The sequence below is a fragment of the Chitinophaga sp. CB10 genome, assembly GCA_001870995.2.
Lineage (GTDB): Bacteria > Bacteroidota > Bacteroidia > Chitinophagales > Chitinophagaceae > Chitinophaga.
On record MLAV02000001.1, the window covers coordinates 78,480 to 99,793 of the forward strand.

16 protein-coding genes are annotated in these 21,314 nt (G+C 53.5%); 6 read left to right on the forward strand and 10 right to left on the reverse strand.

The genetic code is table 11. From position 1 onward, the window contains the following. The 4 genes from BOC67_RS00270 to BOC67_RS00285 are packed head-to-tail and all read right to left on the reverse strand — an operon-like array spanning nucleotide 1 to nucleotide 4,471. Nucleotides 1–1,485 carry a glycosyltransferase gene (locus BOC67_RS00270; protein WP_291906107.1) on the reverse strand — a complete coding sequence of 495 codons (1,485 nt, stop codon included), beginning with the start codon at nucleotides 1,483–1,485 and terminating at the stop codon, nucleotides 1–3. A gap of 13 nt (nucleotides 1,486–1,498) precedes the next feature. Next, nucleotides 1,499–2,938 carry a glycosyltransferase family 2 protein gene (locus BOC67_RS00275; protein ID WP_291906109.1) on the reverse strand — a complete coding sequence of 480 codons (1,440 nt, stop codon included), beginning with the start codon at nucleotides 2,936–2,938 and terminating at the stop codon, nucleotides 1,499–1,501. Then, complete coding sequence (locus BOC67_RS00280) at nucleotides 2,938–4,089, reverse strand: HEAT repeat domain-containing protein (RefSeq protein ID WP_291906111.1); 1,152 nt, start codon at nucleotides 4,087–4,089, stop codon at nucleotides 2,938–2,940. The genes BOC67_RS00275 and BOC67_RS00280 overlap by 1 nt, the downstream gene beginning before the upstream one ends. A 4-nt stretch (nucleotides 4,090–4,093) precedes the next feature. Further along, nucleotides 4,094–4,471: a response regulator transcription factor gene (locus BOC67_RS00285; RefSeq protein WP_291906113.1), complete on the reverse strand. Its 378-nt coding sequence runs from the start codon at nucleotides 4,469–4,471 to the stop codon at nucleotides 4,094–4,096. A gap of 420 nt (nucleotides 4,472–4,891) precedes the next feature. Between BOC67_RS00285 and BOC67_RS00290 the strand changes: the two genes are divergently transcribed. From BOC67_RS00290 to BOC67_RS00310, 5 genes are read left to right on the forward strand one after another with little or no spacing between them, the layout of a single operon-like run. After that, nucleotides 4,892–8,281 (forward strand): response regulator, encoded by a 3,390-nt coding sequence (locus BOC67_RS00290; protein ID WP_291906115.1) that lies wholly within the window; start codon nucleotides 4,892–4,894, stop codon nucleotides 8,279–8,281. 5 nt (nucleotides 8,282–8,286) lie between these two features. Beyond that, nucleotides 8,287–9,108, forward strand: coding sequence for a protein-glutamate O-methyltransferase CheR (locus BOC67_RS00295; protein ID WP_291906116.1), 822 nt, complete (start codon nucleotides 8,287–8,289; stop codon nucleotides 9,106–9,108). Nucleotides 9,109–9,111: 3 nt separating this feature from the next. Next, complete coding sequence (locus tag BOC67_RS00300) at nucleotides 9,112–9,687, forward strand: chemotaxis protein CheB (RefSeq protein WP_291906117.1); 576 nt, start codon at nucleotides 9,112–9,114, stop codon at nucleotides 9,685–9,687. Between the two features lie 33 nt (nucleotides 9,688–9,720). Next, on the forward strand, nucleotides 9,721–10,443 hold the full coding sequence (locus BOC67_RS00305) for a response regulator (RefSeq protein WP_291906119.1): 723 nt from the start codon (nucleotides 9,721–9,723) through the stop codon (nucleotides 10,441–10,443). After that, nucleotides 10,370–10,798, forward strand: coding sequence for a HAMP domain-containing sensor histidine kinase (locus BOC67_RS00310; protein WP_291906122.1), 429 nt, complete (start codon nucleotides 10,370–10,372; stop codon nucleotides 10,796–10,798). The genes BOC67_RS00305 and BOC67_RS00310 overlap by 74 nt, the downstream gene beginning before the upstream one ends. A 10-nt stretch (nucleotides 10,799–10,808) precedes the next feature. Here the strand turns inward: BOC67_RS00310 and BOC67_RS00315 are convergent, their stop codons facing one another. Both BOC67_RS00315 and BOC67_RS00320 read right to left on the reverse strand, forming a co-directional pair. Then, nucleotides 10,809–11,657 (reverse strand): hypothetical protein, encoded by an 849-nt coding sequence (locus tag BOC67_RS00315; RefSeq protein ID WP_291906124.1) that lies wholly within the window; start codon nucleotides 11,655–11,657, stop codon nucleotides 10,809–10,811. A gap of 29 nt (nucleotides 11,658–11,686) precedes the next feature. After that, the gene (locus BOC67_RS00320; RefSeq protein WP_291906127.1) at nucleotides 11,687–12,487 is read right to left on the reverse strand and encodes an alpha/beta hydrolase; all 801 of its coding nucleotides are present in this window, start codon (nucleotides 12,485–12,487) and stop codon (nucleotides 11,687–11,689) included. Nucleotides 12,488–12,681: 194 nt separating this feature from the next. On the opposite strand from BOC67_RS00320, the gene BOC67_RS00325 reads away from it, so the two are divergent. Further along, a complete protein-coding gene (locus BOC67_RS00325; protein WP_291906129.1) occupies nucleotides 12,682–13,335 on the forward strand; it encodes an HAD family phosphatase in 654 nt (217 codons plus the stop codon). On the opposite strand, the gene BOC67_RS00330 is transcribed toward BOC67_RS00325, so the two are convergent. From BOC67_RS00330 to BOC67_RS00345, 4 genes are all read right to left on the reverse strand, one after another. Beyond that, nucleotides 13,283–15,187: an alkaline phosphatase gene (locus BOC67_RS00330; RefSeq protein WP_291906130.1), complete on the reverse strand. Its 1,905-nt coding sequence runs from the start codon at nucleotides 15,185–15,187 to the stop codon at nucleotides 13,283–13,285. The two genes, BOC67_RS00325 and BOC67_RS00330, sit on opposite strands and share 53 nt — an antisense overlap. 79 nt (nucleotides 15,188–15,266) lie before the next feature. After that, nucleotides 15,267–16,781: a RagB/SusD family nutrient uptake outer membrane protein gene (locus tag BOC67_RS00335; protein ID WP_291906132.1), complete on the reverse strand. Its 1,515-nt coding sequence runs from the start codon at nucleotides 16,779–16,781 to the stop codon at nucleotides 15,267–15,269. An 18-nt stretch (nucleotides 16,782–16,799) separates the two neighbouring features. After that, on the reverse strand, nucleotides 16,800–20,204 hold the full coding sequence (locus tag BOC67_RS00340) for a TonB-dependent receptor (protein ID WP_291906133.1): 3,405 nt from the start codon (nucleotides 20,202–20,204) through the stop codon (nucleotides 16,800–16,802). Between the two features lie 32 nt (nucleotides 20,205–20,236). Continuing rightward, nucleotides 20,237–21,163 carry a FecR family protein gene (locus BOC67_RS00345; RefSeq protein ID WP_291906134.1) on the reverse strand — a complete coding sequence of 309 codons (927 nt, stop codon included), beginning with the start codon at nucleotides 21,161–21,163 and terminating at the stop codon, nucleotides 20,237–20,239. Nucleotides 21,164–21,314 lie beyond the last annotated feature (151 nt).

Consider the following 21,314-nt stretch of genomic DNA (forward strand, 5'->3'; position numbering starts at 1 on the left):
TTAATTCGGTTTTTTGGGCGCAAAGCCCTGACGTTGCATATTCCCCCAGCTGGTCTTCTTCCCGATGAGGAAGAACCAGTATCCCCGCAGGGCGAAGAAAACGATTAACGGATGATATATAAATGGCTCCAGGAAGGCCATGAGCGTAAGCCCGAAAACCTCCCGGGTAGTTTTGTAGTAGGGATACGTGAGCTGGTCCCAGCAGAGGGCCAGCGTGGTAATCATCACGGAATACAGGTACACGAAAAGTAACAGTATCCGCGCATATGGCCAGTTGATCTGCCCGGTCAGGGCCAGCCAGATGATGGAGATCAACCCCAGCGCTTCAATGATGGGCGCCAGGAATTCAAACAGCAGGTTATACGGCAATACCACCAACCCCAGCTGCTTGTAGCGGGGATTGAACAGGAGATGCCGGTGTATGGTGATGATCTCCGCCAGGCCGCGCCCCCAGCGGGTCCGCTGCCGGCTGAAAATTTTCATGTTGGGCGGCCCTTCCGTCCAGCATTGGGTGGTTGGGATATAACGGATGGCGTATTTCAGGTTATTGTCCAGCATATAGCCGCACATACGGGTTACAATGTCCATATCTTCCGCGAACGACTGATGGTCATAGCCCCCCGCTTTAATGGCGATTTCCTTGTCAAATAACCCCAGCCCGCCTGAAACGTTGGGCACGGCGTTGATCATGCTCCAGCCCATTTTACCCAGCACGTAGGCGCGGATGTATTCCATCTCCTGGAACCTTGGCAGGAAGCGGGAAGGCGGCCTTACCCTTACCATCACCCCTTCGTCCACTTCGCTGGAATTGGCAATGCGCAGGGTGGCGCCGGAGGCAATAACCCGGGTACTGTCTTCCACGATATGAACGTAGCCGCATTCCGGGCAGGGATCTCCCACTTCCTTTGTTTTATTTTGGTATTCGTTGAGGAACGGGTGTATCATGCGGGAGAGGGTGTCCTTTTCCAGGATACAGTCCACATCGGTACAGAGGAAGTAGTCGAATGCCGCCGCGTTGATGCCGGCATTGGAAGCATCCGCCTTACTCTTGCCGTTCACCTTATCGATCACCAGCAGCTTGTCGTACGCCGTGTTGGTGGATTTGAAGAACTTGCGCACCGGCCGGGTGATGATCCGCTCGTTGTACGCGAAATCCACTTCCACCATTTCAAATTCGTCGATCAGCTTTTGCAGCGTATCATCCGTACTGCCGTCGTTGATGATGATCACTTCAAAGCGTGTATAGTTCAACGTTAGGAGGGAACGTACGTTGGAAATAATGGTAACGCCCTCGTTGTAGGCAGGCGCAATCACAGATATGCCGGGCGTTAAGGGGGAGTCCAGCAGCAGGGAATAGTCGGTATAGGGACTCCGCTTTTTAAACAGCCGCACGCCGATATTACTCATCAACGCAAGCAGCGCGTAAATGAGCAGCATGGCCAGGCCATAAACGAATACAAAATTTTCAAATATAATACCGATCATTGCCAATAATGAATTAAGTGGTTGTCTTAGCCTTCCGGAAGCCCTGCCGCTGCATATTACCCCAGCTGCTTCGCCTGTTGGTCAGGAAGAAGAGATAACCTTTCAGGGAATAAAAGGTAATCAGCGGGTGATACAGGAGGAATTCCAGGAATGGCATAATGAGGAGCGACAATACTTCTTTTACTGATTTATAATAATGGAAACTCAGCTGGTCCCACAAAATGGATAAGGTGGTGATCATTATCGCATACGTATATACGAAAAGGAGCAGGAGGATGGCGTATGGCCAGTTAACATTACCGGTCAGCCCCAGCCAGAGATATATAATGATGCCGGAAGCCTCTATCACGGGCGCCAGCAGTTCAAAGAAAAAGTTGTAGGGGAATACCACCAGCCCCAGGCGGCCGTAGCGCGGGTGAAGGAAGATGCTTTTGTGGGCGTACATCAGCTGCGCCAGCCCCCTGGCCCAGCGGGTCCGCTGTCTTCCAAAGACCTTCAGGGACGATGGCCCTTCCGTCCAGCAAAGCGTTTTAGGGATATAACGGACGGAGTAGGGGATCTTGTTGTCCTCGCAAAAACCGCACATCCGCGTGAGCAGCTCCATATCCTCTCCAAAGGATTTATGGTCATACCCGCCGCTTTTAATGACGATCTCCCTGTCAAACAAACCCAGTCCGCCGGAAACGTTCGGTACGCAGTTAATCGCGCTCCATCCCATCTTCCCCAGCACGAAGGAGCGGATATACTCCACTTCCTGGAACCGTGGCAGCAAGGCCCGGGGTGGGCGCATGCGAGTCATCACCCCTTCGTCGAACTCGCTGGAATTGGCGATGCGCAGGGTAGCGCCGATGGCGATCACCCGCTTCCCGCCTTCCTGCATCACGGGTTTGATGAGTTCCAGCAGGGTGTCCTTATGGAGTACGCAGTCTACATCCGTACATACGAAGTAATCGAATGCGGCGGCGTTGATGCCGGCGTTTACCGCGTCCGCCTTGCTTTTACCGTTGACCTTATCGATCACCAGCAGGTTGGAGTAGGCCTGGTTGCGGGATTTATAAATTGCGCGTACGGGCTTGGAGCGTATCTTTTCATGATAGGCGAAATCCACCGCCACCATGTCAAATTCATTGATCAGCTGTTCCAGGCTGTCGTCCGTACTGCCATCGTTGATCAGTACGATCTCGTATTTCGGGTAGTTGAGCGTCAGCAGGGAGCGTACGTTGGCAATGATGGTCAGCCCTTCGTTGTAGGCCGGCGCCAGGATAGAGATGCCGGGCGCCAGCGGGGAACTCATGAGGTTTTCCAGCTGGCTGGGCCGGGTGGCATTGAGGTAGCGCCGGATGGCGATAATGGACAGCACGGCCAGTACGCCGTACACGACGATTAACGTCAGCCCATATACGAAGATGGCTGAATCATAGAAGGCGCTTAATATTTCCTGTACGCTGTTCATCAATACTTAATTAAGGGGTTCATGCAATGTTTGAGGATCAGCAGGTTCTCGCCGGTGGTGGTGGCCAGCAATTCATCAATCACTTCCCTGGCCATGATCTCATTCTTCACAATGGCGCGGGCAGCGGCTTTGCGCAGGTCAAAGTCGGTGGAGTGAAGGAACTCGTTGCGCAGGAAGTCGATATGCCGGCCGCTCCTGATGCGCCCCAGCGCCTTCAGGATGGCGATCTGGCAAAACAGCGGCTGGCTGGTGTAAAGGTGTACCAGCCTATCTTCCACTTCGGCGATCTTCAGCCGCCCCAGCGCTTCGATGGCCTCGGCGCGCAGCGTATGATCCCGGTTTTCCAGCAGTTTGATGATGGCCGGCACGGCGGCAAGCTGGTTGTAATGTACCACCAGCTTCATACAGAAGGACACTACGCTTTTGTTGGAAGAGTAGGTGATCCACCGGGCGAAGTTGGGAATAGCGATATCCGTGGTAGTGGTAATGATCCGGTAAAGCTCCACCTGGTCCCAGGGCAGGAGGGGATCCGTCACGGAATCGAAGAACTTAAACGGTTCGTTCTTACTCAGTTTGATATACGCCTGCCGGGCAGCGGCCCTCAACTCACGGTTACGGCTATTGGCCAGCGGCAGGATGGTGACGTCGGCAATAGGCATATCCATGAGGGTGAACTCATTGAGCGCTTCCACCTTCTTATTCCAGTGCCTGGATTTCAATTTGCGCATGGCATCCTTGTCCAGGTCCAGCTGCAGGTACAGGTTGCGCAGCAGGTCGCCCGCTGTGCCGGATACGTTGTTGCGGTAATGAATAATGCGTTCGGTCAGCATTTCCCGGCCCCAGCGTTTGTGCAGGGGCAGTTCATCGAATGGTTCCAGGTCCAGCGCCACTTTTGAGGGAGCTACATCATGAGGGATGTTAGGATTGGCAATGATCTCATTCATCAGCAACTCGTCTATCTTCGGTAGCATGCGGGCCATGCGCCGCTGCTGCCGGTAATTCCGGTAGCGGCTCCGCAGCATGACCAGGTAAGCCAAAACAGTTGCCGACACCGCTACGATAATAAAGATAATCGCTACCTTGATAGCCAGCGGCGCATAATAATAAATGGAACGGATATCTTGTAAAATGTCGGATAGTGTAGTTTCCAATACGCTATTTATTTCTCATTAATAAACGTTTTACCCTGATAACCAGCTCAGCAGGGATAATCGGCTTCTTCAGAAAATCGTCCACACCGAGTTTAAAGCCTTCCATGATCATATCCTCATTGCCGGCATTCGACACGATGATGACGGGGATCGGCTTTTCACGTTCATGGCTTTTAACTTTACTGAGGATTTCAAAACCATTTGCATACGGCATCATAATATCTGTAATCACGAGATCGTACTGATAATGGTTGGCTTCCAGCTTTTGTATGGCCTCCTTGCCGTTCACGGCAATGTCCACCTCATACTCGGGCGGCGGCAAAATGCGTGCAATAATCTTTGGCATTACTTCATCATCCTCTACTAGCAGAATTTTACCCATTGTGGCTCTTTTTGTCCGCTTATAACAAACAGGGTGAGTGCTTGTTCAACGCGGCAGTTTTGAATTAGATTTAATTTTTCGTACAGTCATCCGTAGGGACGCTAATGGCGGTTCAATAGAGAATGATGGTCTTTTTTTATGTAGCATACCGGCCTTGCTGCGGTATGGCGCTTCAAATGTCACAGAAGTGAACATTTCTTAAAATTTCGTGCCGGAACTGCCGGCTGCTTCGTATATATACTGCGAACAGGTGTATATAGTTTTCCCATTAACAAATAACAAAATATTAAACTCAAGATAATATTACTTGGCAAAATCATTGAATATGAGCAACTTTTGATATTTTTAACTAAATTATAGAATAATCTTGATTGGAGGAATTTCAACCGCTTTTTTAAATCATATATTTTTTGTCGGACTATGAAGTTTTCGTTGGTAAACCGCTTGTACACCGGGTTTGCACTGGTAGTTATCCTCGTTGTGCTGGGCGGCCTGCTCACGATGAGGTCGTTTCATCAGCAAAAACGGGAATCGGCCTGGGTGCAGCATACCTATAAAGTGTTGAATCAGCTGGAAAGGATCAACCGGTTAGTGGTGGATATGGAAGCTTCCCGACGTGGATTTCGCGCCACATTCCAACGTAAATACCTGCAGCCTTACGAAATAAACCTGCCTAAGATAACGCCTGCCATCGGCACGCTGCGCGAAATGGTGGCGGACAATGAAGGGGAGCTGCGCCGGGTGGACAGCCTGGAAGATGCCGTCAACGCCATCCTCAGCTTCTGGAATGAAAACGACCATCGCATCTGGAAGCAAACCTTCGAAGATAACGAGGAGCTGACCAACCGGGAAGTCATCCTGATGGAAAAAATCCGCGTCGCCATCGTTAATATCCGCGCGGAAGAGCAGCGCCTGCTGGCCCTCCGGGAACAGGAGAACGAGGAATCCGCCTCCAGGTCCATGGTGATCCTGACCTGGAATAACATCTTCATCCTCCTCGTTGGCTTCATCCTCATGGTGGTTACCTACAAGGAATTCAAACGCCGCCTCAAAGCCCAGCATATCCTCAACGCCAAGCTGGAAGAGGTGGTGGAGCTGAACAACCAGGCCAACCAGCGCAACTGGAAGCTGGTAGGCATGGACCAGATGAACGCCAGCCTGCAGGGCATCCTGGACGTCAGGTGCCTCGTGGAGAAATGCCTTAAAGAGCTGGTGGACTACGGCAATTACATTGCCGGCGCTTTTTATGTAAAGGATGAAAAAGCTGCGCATCTTCGTTTAGCCGCCGGCGTTGCCATGCCGGCTGACCTCCCGCAAACGCTTGTGCCCGGTGAAGGCATCACAGGTCAGGCCGTGCTGGAGAAAAAAATAAAAGTCATTGACCATATTCCCGGCAACTTCTGGAAGATCGCTGCGGCATCAGGAGCCGCGCAACCGCAGGAACTCATCGTAGTGCCGTTATGGATGGACAGCGAAATTACCGGCGTCATAGAACTGGCGTCTTTCCATAAAACCTCCCAGGTGCAGCTGGAATTACTGGAAACCCTCGCCAAAGACATTGCAGTGGCCCTCAACGCCGCCAGCAGCCGGGATAAAGTGATGGAGCTGCTCAAACAGGTGCAGGAACAGAAGGAAGTACTGCTCAACCAGCAGGAAGAACTGCGCCAGAGCAATGAGGAACTGAGCCGGCAGTCGGAAGTACTGCAAGCCTCCGAAGAGGAACTCCGCGTGCAGGAAGAGGAACTGCGGCAGGTGAACGCTGAAATGACGGTGAAGAACAAAGCCCTGGAAGCCGCCAGGGAAGCGCTTTCTGTAAAAGCTTCCGAACTCGAGGCCAGCAACCGCTATAAGTCGGACTTCCTCGCCAATATGTCCCACGAATTGCGCACCCCGCTCAACAGTGTCCTCATCCTGGCCAAAATGCTGGAAGAAAATAAGGATAACAACCTGACCCAACGGCAACGGGAGTACGCTACCATCATCCACCGCTCCGGTACGGAACTGCTGACCCTCATCAACGATATACTGGACCTCTCCAAAATCGAAGCGGGTAAGGTGGATATACATATTGAAGACGTGCGGGTGAAGGAAATGCAGAACGATATCAACGACCTGTTTAAAATCGTAGCCCAGCAAAAAAATATCAACTTCACCCAGCATACCAGCGCGGACGTACCGGAGAAGGTGCCTACCGATAAACAACGGCTGGAGCAGGTGATCCGCAACCTCCTGTCCAACGCGTTTAAGTTCACACCGGAACAAGGAACCGTGCGGGTGGAATGGTATATTAAGGACGCGCAACTCTACGTCAGCGTGATCGATACGGGGATGGGCATCCCAGAGGATAAGCAGCAGCTCATCTTCGAAGCCTTTCAGCAGGCGGACAGCAGCACCAGCCGCAAGTTTGGCGGTACAGGGCTGGGGCTCTCCATCTCCCGCTACCTCATGAAGATGATGAACGGGCAGATACAGCTGGAACGCAGCTCCCCGGAAGGAAGCACCTTTACCATTAACATCCCCCTGGAACCCGCTCAGCTTGCCATGCGGTCCATGGCGGAAATCACGCCCGCCAAAACAGCGCTCCCGGTACCGGTGGACGCTGCCCCGGAGGACGACCGCGCCAACATCCACCGGCACGATAAGCTGATCCTCATCGTGGAAGATGATAAATGGTTTGCGGACATGCTGAAGCAGGTCGCGAGGAATAAAGGCTACAAAACCATCGTGGCCCACAACGGGCAGGAAGGGCTTAACCTCGCCCGCAAATTCAGGCCGGTGGCCATTATCCTGGATATGAACCTGCCGGTGATCGACGGGGAAAGCATCCTGCAGATCATCCGCAGCACGGAGGAGCTTAAAGATATACTCGTACACGTGGTTTCCGCAGGGGAAATATCTTCCCATACGGCTCATAACGTAAACGGATACACGCAGAAGCCGGTGCAGCAACCCGCCCTGGAAAAAATCTTCCAGGACATTAACACCCAGCTGCATGCCCGCCTGAAAAAAGTCCTGATAATTGCCGCGGGGCCACTGGCCGGCGATCCGCATATCCGCTCCAAAACGGAGGAGCGCCGCATGGATACCCGGTACGATCAGGCGGCCACGGTAGAGGAGGCAAAAGCTTTCCTGGATGAAAAAAAATATGATGGCGTAATTGTTGAATTAGGGGGAGATATCCATGCCGCCGTGGCGGAGTTGCAGGAGCTGGCCATCCTGACGGCCGGTTCGGCCACTCCGGTGATCGCTTATCTCGACAAGGATATCAGCCATGCAGAGGAGGCGCAGCTGAAAAAATACGCAGCGGCCATCGTGCGCAGCTCCGCGCTGGCAACGGACCGCCTGCTCGACGAATTAGAGTTGTTTTTGTATAAGCTGGAAAAAGTAGATCCGGCCAACTTACAAACCGTGAAGGAACTGATAGACACGGAAAATATCATGGAAGGCAAAACCATCCTGCTTGCGGACGACGATATGCGCAACGTATTTTCCATCAGCTCCTTACTGGAAGCCCAGGGCGCCAGTGTGCTGGCCGCTTCCGACGGGCAGGAGGCGCTGGAAATACTGCGGCAGCATCCGGACACGCACCTGGTACTCATGGACATCATGATGCCCGGCATGAACGGATACGACGCTATGAAACAAATAAGACAGGATAAACGATTTACCCGGCTGCCGATCATCGCGCTCACCGCCAAAGCCATGGCGGACGACCGGCAGAAGTCCATCGACGCCGGGGCATCCGATTATATTTCCAAACCTGTGGACGGTAGTAAATTATTATCCCTGCTGCGGGTGTGGTTATCGTAACGCATATGGTAGAAGATATCAGTAATACAGAACTCCAGGAGCTGATCTATATAATCCAGCATCAGTACGGCTATGACTTCAATGACTATGCAAAGGCATCGCTGAAAAGGAGGTTTGTACGTTTTATGAGCCATGCCGGCGTAACCACGCTGGTGGAGTTCAAGGTAAGGCTACAGACGGACCCCGCATTTTTCAGGAAGATGGTGGAATACATCACCGTAAATGTGACAGAGATGTTCCGGGATCCGGGTTTTTATAAATTGTTGAGAGAAGAGATACTGCCGCGGCTCGCTACCTACCCGATCATTAAAATCTGGCACGCGGGCTGTGCCACCGGCGAAGAGGTTTATTCTATGGCAATCCTCCTTCAGGAAGCCGGCCTCCTGGAACGGAGCCGCCTGTACGCCACCGACATGAATGCCGCCAACCTGGAAAAAGCCAATGCGGGCATCGTACCGATGAAGTGGATGAAGGATTATACCCATAACTACATTCAGTCCGGCGGCCGGCACGATTTTTCCGACTATTACACCGCCCGTTATGATAGCGCCATCATTCATCCGTCGTTGCGGAAAAACATCATCTTCTTCCAGCATAACCTCGTGACGGACCAGGTGTTTAACGAGTTTCAGCTCATTTGCTGCAGGAATGTATTTATCTATTTTAACCGCGCCCTGCAGGAAAAAGTGGTGTCGCTCTTTTACGATAGCCTGGCCACCAGGGGCTACCTGGCATTGGGTATGAAAGAAACGCTGTTGTTCAGCAAGGAGAAAAAGAAGTTTGAAGTAGTAAACGGTCCGTATAAAATTTTCAGACGTAAATTATAATACTTGACACCTGCAACCGGATTCGATATAATAGCCATAGGAGGTTCCGCCGGCAGTCTGCCCGTGATGGGAAAGCTGATCAGGGCTTTCCCGCCCGAAATGAAAACGCCGGTCATACTGGTATTGCACCGGTTGAAGAACGTGCACAGTGAATTGAACAAGCTGATGTCTGCCGATAGGCAGATCATCGAACCGGAAGACAAGGAGCAGGTAAAGCCCGGCTGCATTTACCTCGCCCCCCAGAACTATCATTTGCTGGTAGAACCGGACGGCACTTTTTCGCTGGACTACTCCGAGCTGGTGCATTACAGCCGGCCCGCCATCGATGAAACCTTTTTCAGCGTAGCCGCCGCCTACGGCCGCCGCGCGCTGGGCATCCTGCTCAGCGGCGCCAACAGCGACGGGGCCGCCGGACTGCTGCGCATTGTAAAAAACGGAGGAACCGGCATTGCCCAGGACCCCGAAGAAGCAGAATTTGAAATCATGCCACTCGCAGCTATAGAACTTTCCCACAAAATAGACGTTATGCGGACAGATGACATCGCCACCTTTATAAGATCTAAATACACCAACAAGTAAATTGACAACTACATGTTAGAACCTTCCAAAAAAATGACTATCCTGCTTGTGGACGACAAACAGGAAAATTTGCTTTCACTGGAAGATATGCTCCAGGCGCCCAACCGGGTGTTCCTGAAAGCGCTATCGGGCAATGAGGCATTGAAGCTGACCCTGAAACACCCGGACATCGGGCTGATCATGCTGGATGTACAGATGGGGGATATGGATGGTTACGAAGTAGCCCGCCTCCTGAAAAGCAATCCCAAAACAAAAGACATCTCCATCATATTTGTCACCGCCATCAACAAGGAAGAACAATATGTGCTGAAAGGCTTCGAGGAAGGCGCGGTCGATTACCTGGCCAAGCCGTTGGATGTGGATATTACCCGCGCTAAAGTCCGCGTTTTTGAAAAACTCTACTTCTACCAGGAAGAGCTCAAGCACACCCTGGCGGACAAGGATAAGATCAACAAGCAGCTGGAACGCTTTATGTTCGTGGTGGCGCACGACCTGAAATCGCCGCTGAACGGGGCCATCGGCCTGCTCAATGTCATCGCGGAGGATGAACGCATTAAAAATGAACCGGACCTCCATGAATACATGCAGATCGTGCTCACGGCCACCAACCACCTTACGGAAATGATTACCAGCGGTGCTGGACTACACCCGCAAAAACGAGGAAGAGCAGCCCAAAGAGCCGGTGGATGTAGGGCAGCTGCTGCGGCAGCTGGTGAAGCTCCTGTTCCTGCCGGGGCATGTATCCGTGCAGTATGATACGGAGTTTCCCACGATAACCACCACACGGCTTAAACTGGTACAGGTATTCCAGAACCTGGTCGCCAATGCCATCAAACATAACGACAAGGAAAAGGTGGAGATCCATATCGGCGCCATGCCGTCCGAAAAAGAGGGCTACGTGCAGTTTTACGTGCAGGACAACGGCCCCGGCGTAGCCCAGCGGGATACGGACCGCATCTTCCGCCTGTTCGAAAGAGGGGATAGCGCTACCGGCACCGGCATAGGGCTAAATATCTTTAAAATGCTGGTAGAGGAGCAGGGGGGCAAGGTGTGGGTAGAATCCAACCCCGGTATTGGCAGTAAGTTCTTTTTTGAATGGAGTAAACAGTAACCCGCTTCGTTTAACCCTTCTCTTCAAAAATCCATAACCTTCCGCTTACCTGCTGGGAAGATACCGGCATACAAATGACGTTGTAGCTTTTCTCGGGGTAAGCGAATTTCCACTCCCAGTTGGTAATAACGTTGGAAGGAGAGGTAAACAACTGCATGGCTTCCTTGTAAATTTCGTCCGCATTCGTGGCTTTGTTCCGCAACTGCATCATAGCATCCGAGAGGATGGCGGGCAGCTGCTCCCCTGCGCCGGAAAGCTCCAGCAGGCGGGCAGCGGTTTGATTGACCCAGCCTGAAAATCCATCATTGTTAATAAAGATAATGGCATGGGGCATAGCATGCATGATCGCTGAAAAGCGGGCGGCCACGCGCTGGAAATGCGTATGCTGCTGGCTGTGGGTGATGATCTCCTTCAGGCGCATGCGCATGGTTTCAATGCATTCCTGGAAGCTGGCGCTCATCTCCAGGGGTTCGCTCCAACCCAGCAGGATCATGCTGTTGGCCGGTTCGGTATGCAGCGGTATGATAACGGAAGAGGAAAAGGCCTGCAGCAGGTCTTTCAGGACGTTCTGGTTAGGGGGAGGAATGGTAGGCCAGTAAATGGTTTTAAAGGCATTGCCGTACAGCATTTTTTTGATGGGCTCAGGGTCCAGCACCATATCCTCCAGGTATTCCGGGTAAGCGTTTTTTACCCTGGCAGTAAATTCATCCTGGAATTCTATTTGCAGGGTGATATCCGCATGCAGCAATGATTTCAGCAGGTTGATACTGAAGGTGAGGAATGATCCGATATGCTTATCCTTATCCCAGCGGCTTGTTTGATTGATAAAACTCAGCGCTTTACTGTCCCAACTTGTCACACCTAATAGGTTGAACGGGTGATAAATAATTATACAAATGTTTTCATGGCACTGATCACTTCCTGTGGTGCGCTTATATGTGGGAAATGCCCGGTGGTATAAACCTTTATTCGTTTACTCATAGGGATGCGGGCTTCCATATATTCGCTTACTGCGCCGGGAACAGCGATGTCATCGGCTGTTTGCAGGATCAGTACCGGGATTTTCACGTGTGGCAGGGCATCGCGGTGATCGAGCTGGAAAATGCTCCTGGCTACGGCGATGGCAATATCTGCCCTGATAGCGGTAAGGCTGGCGGCAAAACCGGCGGCCAGTTCCGGCCGGTGCGGTTGGTTCATGGCCAGGGCGGAAAATCCGCTTGCCCAGGCTTGATAGTTGGCCTCCATCGCTGCGTATAAGTCGTCGAGCGACTGCTGGTTGAACCCACCCACATAGTCCTGCGCTTCATCGTCGAGGTACCGCGGGCTGGAACCGATCATGACGAGCTTTTCAAAAATACCGGGGTATTGCAGGCTGGCCAGCAGGCCTATCATGCCGCTCACGCTGTGCCCTACAAAGGTGACATGCGCGAGCCCCAGCTCGTGAATGATGTCCGCAATATCCGCCACGTACCCGGCGGTGGTAGCATACCGGTGAAAGCTAAACGAAGCGATGTCCGAATTACCGCCACCCACATTGTCGAACAGGACTATTTTATAATCATCTGTGAAGGCCGCAGCCACCTCGCTGAAAGAGGTCTGATCTATGCCAAATCCATGGCCGAAAACGAGTGTTTTTGGGGCGTCAGGATTTCCAATGATATGAATATTGTGCTTCCGGACTACTGCCATAATGATTATTTTCGAGTGCCTTGCTTACCAACTGTCGTTCCAAATATAACGAATAAACCCTTACCTTGCGCCAAAAAAAACCGCGCCTGTTGCAGCAGACACGGTCAAATGATTCATACAATCTCTTGTATGCATTTAGTTAACACTAAAATCAGTCTAATATACATTTTTTTATCGTAGAACACAACGGCAGCATGGCTTTTATTTTTGACATGAACGGAACCATGATCAACGACATGGAATACCACCTGGATGGCTGGTTTGATATGCTTAACCAACTGGGCGCCAATATGACCCGGGAGCAGGTCAGGGCGCATATGTACGGGAAGAACGAGGAACTCCTGGAAAGGATTTTCGGGAAAGGGCATTTTACGCCGGAAGAAATGGCCGCCTATGCCCGCCGCAAGGAGGAAATATACCAGGCGGCCTTCCGCCCGCACCTGCAGCTGATTGCCGGGCTACCCGCCTTCCTGGATAAGGCCGCGGCCGCGCAGATACCCATGGCCATCGGTACCGCCGCGGATAAATTCAATGTGGATTATGTGCTGGATAACCTGGACCTGCATCATTATTTCAAAGCCGTAATCGGCGCGGAAGATGTGCGCAGCAGCAAGCCCGATCCGGAAGTATTCCTGAAGGCGGCGGAAGCGCTGGGCGTGCCTGCCGGCAACTGCATCGTATTCGAGGATGCGCCCAAAGGGGTAGAAGCCGCCGCCAACGCGGGTATGCAGGCCGTGGCTATTACGACCATGCACACGCGTGACGAATTTGATCAATATAATAACATCCTGCTGTTCATCGGGGATTATACGGACCCCCGGCTGGAGCAGCTGTTGAAGGAGGCGTAAGCCCAAAGCACATCATTATCCTGCGGAATACCTCCGTATTCTCATACACTCCCCTGAACAGGCCGGAATTAGGGCCATAGGCAAACACCATCACGGGGATGCCTGTATGATCATTGGTGGCAAAATTGCCCCGCAGCCATCCCTGGCGGATGTCCCCATCCATCAGGGATAATCCCCCCGTTTCATGATCCGCCGTCACAATCACCGTCGTTTCCTTTTGCTGGTCGGCAAATTGCAGGGCTTCCCCCACGGCCACGTCAAAGTCCAGCATCTCGCGCACCAGGTAATCCAGGTTGTTGTAATGGCCGCCATGGTCTATCCGGGAGCCTTCCACCATCAGGAAGAAGCCTTTCTCACTCCGGCTCAGCTGTTGCAATGTTTTTTGTAATGCTTTTTTGAGGTAATCCCCGCGGCCTTCCACCATGGAGTTCACCACGCTGCCCGGGAGGATGACCAGCGTGCGGCCCTGCGTCAGCGGATTCCATTGATCCAGTTGGTCCGTCACCGTTACGCCGGCACGGGCCAGCTCCTGCTGCAAAGCCGGGTGCTGCAGGGCTTCCCTGCCGCCGCCTACGGCCAGCTGCAGCTTGCTGCGGATCAGCTGGCGCATCAGGATATTAGCGCTGTCCCTGTCCGCTGTATGGCCGTAAAAAGATGCCGGGGTAGCGCCCGTGATCTCCTCCGTTACCAGCACGCCGCTCTGGATGCCCGCAGGGGCCAATAGTTCCGGCAGGGAAGGGATGGCCACGTAGGTATTATCCATCCCGATTTCCCGGTTGTTGGTTTTGCTGCCGGTAGCCAGGGCTGTACCGCCGGCGGCGGAATCGGTATGGTAGTTATCGGTGGACTGGGTTTTGGATAACCCGAGTTGCCGCATGCGGAAAATATTCAGGTCCCCGCGGTTGGCCGTATAGCCGGCGTATAGCTGCGCCAGGCCCGTACCGTCGCCAATCATGAGGATGACGTTTTTGGACCTCGCCTGCGTGGCGTCGGAGGCATACGTGGGCGTATATACGGCGTGCGCCGGCGCGTTGGCGCTGCTGAGCTTTTGCGGGTTTTGCAGCACTTCATAGAGTTCCACCGGGTGGTCCGTACCAATCACGTCCACCCCGAGGTCCATGAGTTTATAATAGGTGCTTTTGCTGCTGGCGGCGCCCCAGAAGCGGAAAGGCTTGCCCATGGCATGTACCGCCGCTATTTGCTTTTCGATGGCTTTTTGCTCGGCCGGCACCAGCGTGCCTTTTCCATTCCAGGAAGTGAATCGCTTCATATCCGTGCTGATGAGGGCTACTCTTTTCAGCGCTTCGGCGCTGTAGGTACTGTCCGGCCGCCCGTCGAAATAAAACAGGGCATCATACTGATCCCAGGCGCCGGCCGGGGGCACGTTGCCGGAAAGGATGATCTGTACGGCATGCGGATTGATCCGGCTGTCGAAATATTTTCTATAAGGCTGTATCGCTTTTTGTAAAGCGGCGAGGGTAGGGCCTCCCGCGGTTTTCAGGTCGATGAGCAGGCGCATGGGCGCGTTGCCGGGATATGGCTTTCCGTTGTTCAGTTCAAACTGCCGGGCGATGGGTTGCAGGTAGAGCGCCTCCAGGGTACGGTTGCTGCTGATATCCTTGCTGTCGTGCGCCACGTAGAGCTGCCCGTTTTGCAGATGTATATCCGCTTCTATATAGCCGAAGCCCAGGCTGGCGGCCGCATAAAAAGGAGCGGCACGTTCGTAGTCGTTGTGGGAGTGCGCCTGGGACATCGTATAGAACGTCGTTTGTGCGTTCAGGTTAGCGGCCATTATGCAGGCGGGTATCAGGAGGAGTTTTTTCACTTTAGCAGGATTGTTTTGATTAGGCATTTTCAGCGTGTTGGTGCAAATAAAACGGGGAGATAAAGCGCCGCAGCACTTTATTCTCCCCAGAAAAATATAAAAATAATTACCAGCCTTCGTTCTGTTTGATCACGCCGCCGCTTGCATCAATTTCGCGCTGCGGCACCGGCCATACATGCATGACTGTTGGGTCAAACTTGCGCGCCGGCCAGATGACCTTCACTGGGTCCACCCCGTGCAGGGGTTTGGCGTAGGCGGCCTGCGCATCGCCCCAGCGTACCAGGTCGAAATGGCGGTCCGCCCATTCGCCGGCCAGCTCGCACCTTCTCTCATGCTTCAGGTTGGCCATTGTAGCGCCGCTGACAGGCGCCAGGCCTGCTCTTGCGCGCAGCTGGTTGATTTCATTATCCCCGCTCTTACCCTGCATGATCATTGCTTCCGCTTTGATCAGCAGTATTTCCGCATAGCGCAGCAGCGGCGGATTGAGCGCCGTCACGGGATGGTCGCCGTTTGGGCTCAGGTAAGTGCCGATGGGGTTTTCGTATCCAAACGGCTCCATGTACTTGCGGAACTGGTAGCCGCTGGTGCTGTTGGTGCTGCTGTAGGACATCGTTTGCCCGAAATATTTGAACTGATCGCCGGGTTGCAGGATGGTAGCAGGCAAACGGAGGTCGCCTGGCTCGTATTCCTCCACCAGCTCGCGGGTGGGCATGTAATAGCCCCAGCCGTTGTACTTGCCCCAGCCGGTGTTTTCCAGCATTACGCCCGGCAAAATACTTCCCCAGCCGCTGGTGCCGGCAGCGGTGCTGTAGGCGCTCCAGATATATTCGGACGTCCAGTTGTTGGCGATGGTGAATACATCCGCGAAATTTTTCAGCAGGGCATGTTTGCCGCTGAGGATCACGGAGTCCGCATAGGCGGCTGCGTTCACGTAGTCTTTTTTATAGAGATAGGTTTTGGCGAGATAGGCCAGCGCAGCGGTCCGGTGGGCATGCCCGTAATCGGAAGGAGAGTAGGAAGAGAAGTCCGGTAACAGGGACGCCGCCTTTTTTAAATCCGAAATAACGGTGTCGTAGTTTTCGGAGACGTTCTTCGCGCGCGGTACCACAACGCCGGGCGTAGGATTGTACTTGCTGATGATGGGCACGCCGGCGCGATTATCGCCATAGAGGTAGGACAGCTGGAAGTACATCAGTCCGCTGAGGAAGTAGGCCTCGCCCAGGTAGCGCTGCTTCAGCTTTTCGTCCATCTGGATGGCCGGCACTTTGCTCAGGATATCGTTGGCGCGTTTGATCACCAGGTAGCGGAGGGACCACTGGCCTTCGGTATAACTGCCGCCGATAAACGAAGAATTGAAGTTCTTGATGTTTTCCGCTTCCGGCTTACCACGGCCTACCACCATATCATCGCTGGCATCGATGAACCAGAAGGCGCCGCGGCCGTAAAAGTTTTCGTCGTCAAAAGGAGCGTACATCGCATTTACGCCGCTGGTGGCGTCTTTGGCGGTTTTCCAGAAGTTGTTCAGCGCGGGAGAGCCTTCCGGCGATACATCCAGCTTACTGTTGCAGGCGCTGATGGCCATGCCTGCGAGTATTGAAAAGGTATATACTATCTTTTTCATAATGTTTTGGCTTGAGTATTAGAAATTCACGTTCAGGCCTGCAATGAAGCCACGCGCCTGCGGATAGCGGCCCAGGTCAATGCCGTAGGTATCGGTGCCCACTTCAGGGTCCATACCGGAATATTTGGTAAAGGTGAAGAGGTTATTACCGGTAACGAATACACGCAGTTTGCTGATATGCATCCTGCCGGCCACCGCATTGGGCAAGGTGTAGCCGAGGGTAACGCTTTTCACGCGCAGGTAGGAACCATCTTCCAGGTACCAGTCGGAAGTAGTGCCAAAGTTACCGTTAGGATCGCTGATGGAAACGCGTGGAATATCCGTGTTGGTGTTGGTCGGCGTCCAGGCATTCTTTACATCCGCCAGCAGGTTGTAACCCTGGCCGGTTACCAGCGGCGCAAGGCCGGTATATTTCAGGGCATTGAAAATCTTGTTGCCCTGCACGCCCTGCAGGAAGAGGTTGAAGTCAAACCCTTTGTAGCTGCCGTTGAAGGTGAATCCGTACGTGAATTTGGGATATGGCGTGCCCATAAACTGGCGGTCGGAATTATTGATTTTACCATCGTTGTTGTAATCGATGAATTTCATATCCCCCGGTTTGGCATTCGGCTGGATCTTGCTGACAGCGCCGGTTTTAGGATCGGTCCAGGTGTAGTTATCGATTTCCGCCTGGGTCTGGAACAGGCCTGCGCTTTTCACGAGGTAGTAGGAGTAGAGCGGGTGCCCGACTTCTACCCGGATAGGTGTGATGGAGCTGCGGATATTGATGTCGGAAGTACTCAGCACCTGGTCGCCCATGCCTAAGGACAGCAGTTTGTTATTCACCGTAGCGAGGTTGGCGCTCACGCTGTATTGGAACTCGCTGCCTTCCTTGCTGTTGTAGGTGATGCCCAGTTCAATACCGTTATCCCTTACATTGCCCACGTTCATCCAGGCGCCGTTCTGCACGCCATCCGTACTTAACGCCTGTTTCTGGCGGAGCATTTTGTTGGTCTTTTTGATGAAGTAGTCGCCGATCAGGTAAAGGCGGTTGTTAAACAACCCGAGGTCCATACCGATGTTGGTCTGCTGAGATTCTGCCCAGGTGAGGTCCGGGTTGGCGATGGTTTGTTCGTAATAAGCGCGGCCGATGGCAGGTTGTGCGCCAAAGTACACGCTGGAACGGCCCAGCAGCGGGCTCACCGCGCCTACCGGCAGGGAGGAGAGGTTGCCCAGCAAACCGTAGCTGCCCCTGAATTTGAGGTAGCTCAGTACATCGCCGATTTCGAGGTCTTTCATAAACTGTTCGCTCGTGAGCACGTAGCCGGCAGAGAGGCTATAGTAGTTCTGGTATCGGTGCGCAGGCGCCACGAGGGAAGTGCCGTCCCTTCTGCCCAGTACGGAGAAGAGGTATTTGGCTTTATAGTCGTAGTTGATACGGCCAAAGAAGGACTGTGCGGCGGAGAGGTCGCGCCCGCCGTTGAAGCCATTCGGGTCAACGGCATCGCCGTTTTGCGGGTAGCGGAATTCAGGCCGCTCGTCGCCAAAATTATTTACCAACAGGCTGAAGTAATCGCGTTGCATACGCTGGTAGCTGAAGCCGCCTACTACGTTGAGGTGGTGGGCCTGCAGCTGTTTATCGTAGGTCAGCGTTTGCTCTGCCAGCAGATCGCTGGAATTGCTGTTGGAGAGGTAAAGGTTGTTGAAGTCGAATTTCTTACCGATTTCGAGGATGCGGGAAGTAAAGTTCTTCTCGTTATCAAACACTTTGTTGATGGAGAAGTTGGAGCGGAAAGTGAGGTTGGCAGGCAACTTTATTTCCACGTAGGGGTTGATGAGCAGGAAGCTTTTCGGGTGCTTCTGATCGAGGCGTTGCAGGTAGGCCACGGGGTTGATCACATCCCCGTAACCGCCGGCCCATTTGGCGGGCAGGCCGCTGTAGGAGCCATCCGGCTGGTAGGGCGTAACGCTCGGCGTGTATTGCAGGGCGGTGAGGATAGCGCCGGTGTAGGCGCTGGTAGTGTTGGCGCCGTTGCCGTTGGAGTACGCGTAGCTGAGGTTTTCGCCTACTTTCAGCCAGTTGTTGAGCTGGTGTTCGGAGTTGAGGCGGAAGTTATAGCGTTCGTTGAAGGTATTGATGAGGATACCTTCCTGTTTGCGGTAACCGAAGCCCATGAAGAATTTGGATTTATCGTTACCACCGCTCATGTCCACGTTGTATTCCTGCAGTTTGGCGGAGCGGGTGATCTCGTCCATCCAGTTGGTGCGGGTGATGGCGCCGTCCGGGTTCTGCGTGGCGTCATAGGCCGGGTTGCGGGCTTTGCCGGCGTTGTCGTACGCCTGGTTCATGACGCTGTTGAATTCAGCGGCGTTGAGCACGTCCAGCGTTTTGTATGTCTTTTGCACGCCCATTTTGGCTTCCGCGTTGACGGACATCTTGCCGGATTTGCCTTTTTTGGTAGTGATGAGGATGACGCCACCGGAAGCGCGTGCGCCGTAAATAGCGGCGGCAGCGTCTTTGAGGACGGAGATGGACTCAATGTCCGCCGGGTTGATCAGGCCATTATAGATGGTACCATCCACCACGTAGAGCGGGTTTTCGCCGTTGATACCGCCCGTACCGCGGATATATACCTTGGGCGCGGAGGTAGGGTCGCCGCCCTGGTTTTGTACCACTACGCCGGGGGCTTTGCCCTGCATGGCTTCTTCCACGCTGTTTACAGAGCGGGAGCTGAGTTTATCCAGCTTTACATCTGTGATCGCGCCGGAAATCTTATTACGGGACTGGCTGCCGTAACCCACCACCAATACCTGCCCTAGTTCGCGGCTGGCGGTGTTGAGTACGATTTGCAGGGGCGCGCCGTTGAAGATAACTTCCTGTTGTTTGTACCCTACCATGCTGATAACGAGTACTGCGTCGCCATTGAGGGGAGCGCTGAAGGAGAAGTTGCCGTTAGCGTCTGTGATGGCGCCTTTGTTAGTGCCTTTGAGTTGCACGACCGCCCCCGGCAGCGGGCCGGAGGCATCGGTTACTTTACCGCTGATCTTTTTTTCCTGTTGCAGGGAGGTATTGACGCCGGCAGGGGTGGCGGCGGCGGGAAAGATCACGATGGTGTTCTGGCGTTCTTCGTATTTCAGGCCGGTGCTGTTGAGCAGGTCGGACAGGATAGCCGCCACCGTTTCATTTTTCCAGGAATGCGGCGCCACGCGGACGTTGGCGAGGGCGCGGTTATCGTAGGAGATGCGCACGCCGGCTTTCTTTTCCAGGGATACGATGGCCTGGGTAAGGGAACCTTTTTTTACATCCATGCCCGGCACTACATGCTCCAATGCCTGGCTGAAGGCGGAGAAGCTTTCTGTGAACGGGACGGATGCCAGTAGTAGAACAAGCAGGGGCTTCATCCTTCGCGGATGTTTCAGGTGATTTTGCAATGTTGGTTGCATAGTGTAGTGTATTAAATATGATTGTCTGGTTGTTACTGTACCACATACTTTTGTTGGTCTGTGGTATGGAATTTTATTTTTGGTGAGATGATAATCCTGCTGATAATATCGAGTTTGTTTTGAAGGGTCATGCTGGGGGTAAAGCTGACGCTTAACCTGCACGCATCTATGTTCACCTTCGTTTCAAACGTTACGCCGTGGTAGTTCTCCAGCTCCCACAGCACCTGTTGCAGCGGCGTGTCGTGGAGTGCCAGTTCCCCGTTGGTCCAGCTGCGGATGCTGGCGCTGTCGATAAAACTCATCCTGGCCATTTGCGGGGTGACGGTGAGTTGCTGGGATGCCTGGAGGATGCCGAGCACCTGTTCTTTTTCCGTTACCTGCACTTTACCTGTTGCCACAGCGATGCGGGCGGGCTGGCCTTTGACGTTGGTAATGGCGAAGGCGGTGCCGAGTACTTTCACGCGTATATCCGCCGCTTCCACGAGGAAGGGGGACTGGCTGTTCTGCGCAACGTCGAAGTAGCCGTGGCCTTTGATGCGTACGGTTCTGTTGGCGGTGAAGGCGGCGGGGTATTCAAACGTGGTGGAAGCGTTGAGCCATACCTGTGAGCCATCGGGGAGGACGATTTTTTTCACTTCCTCTTTACCGGTGCGGACGGTTTGCCAGGCGACGGGGGCGGTGCGGCGGGCGTCGGTTTTCCACCACCATGCCAGTGCGATCAGGGGGAGAAGCGCTGCCGCTACGGCCCAGCGTTTCCAGCTGAGGGGGCGTACGGCAGGCGCCTGGTGGATATTTCTAAGGATAGTTTGCTTGATGGAGGCCTGCATTTCCGCGGGTAGCCCGGCGGATTGGCGTCCCTGCATGCGGTCGAGCCAGGCCATGAGGAGGAGTACTTCTTCCGGGGAGCATTTGCCGGCGCGGTAGCGGGCCATTAATTTGTATATCTCTTCTCTTTCCAATTAAAACGATTTAGCGGATCAGGAAAAATTTGCTCGTTTGTATATATGTCACATGTGGCGGAAAGGATAACTATTCCGGTTGTGTGCTTAACATTTTGGTAATATGGGCGCCGGTGGTTACCGTGGCGGGCGGTTTGCCGGGCAGGGGAAT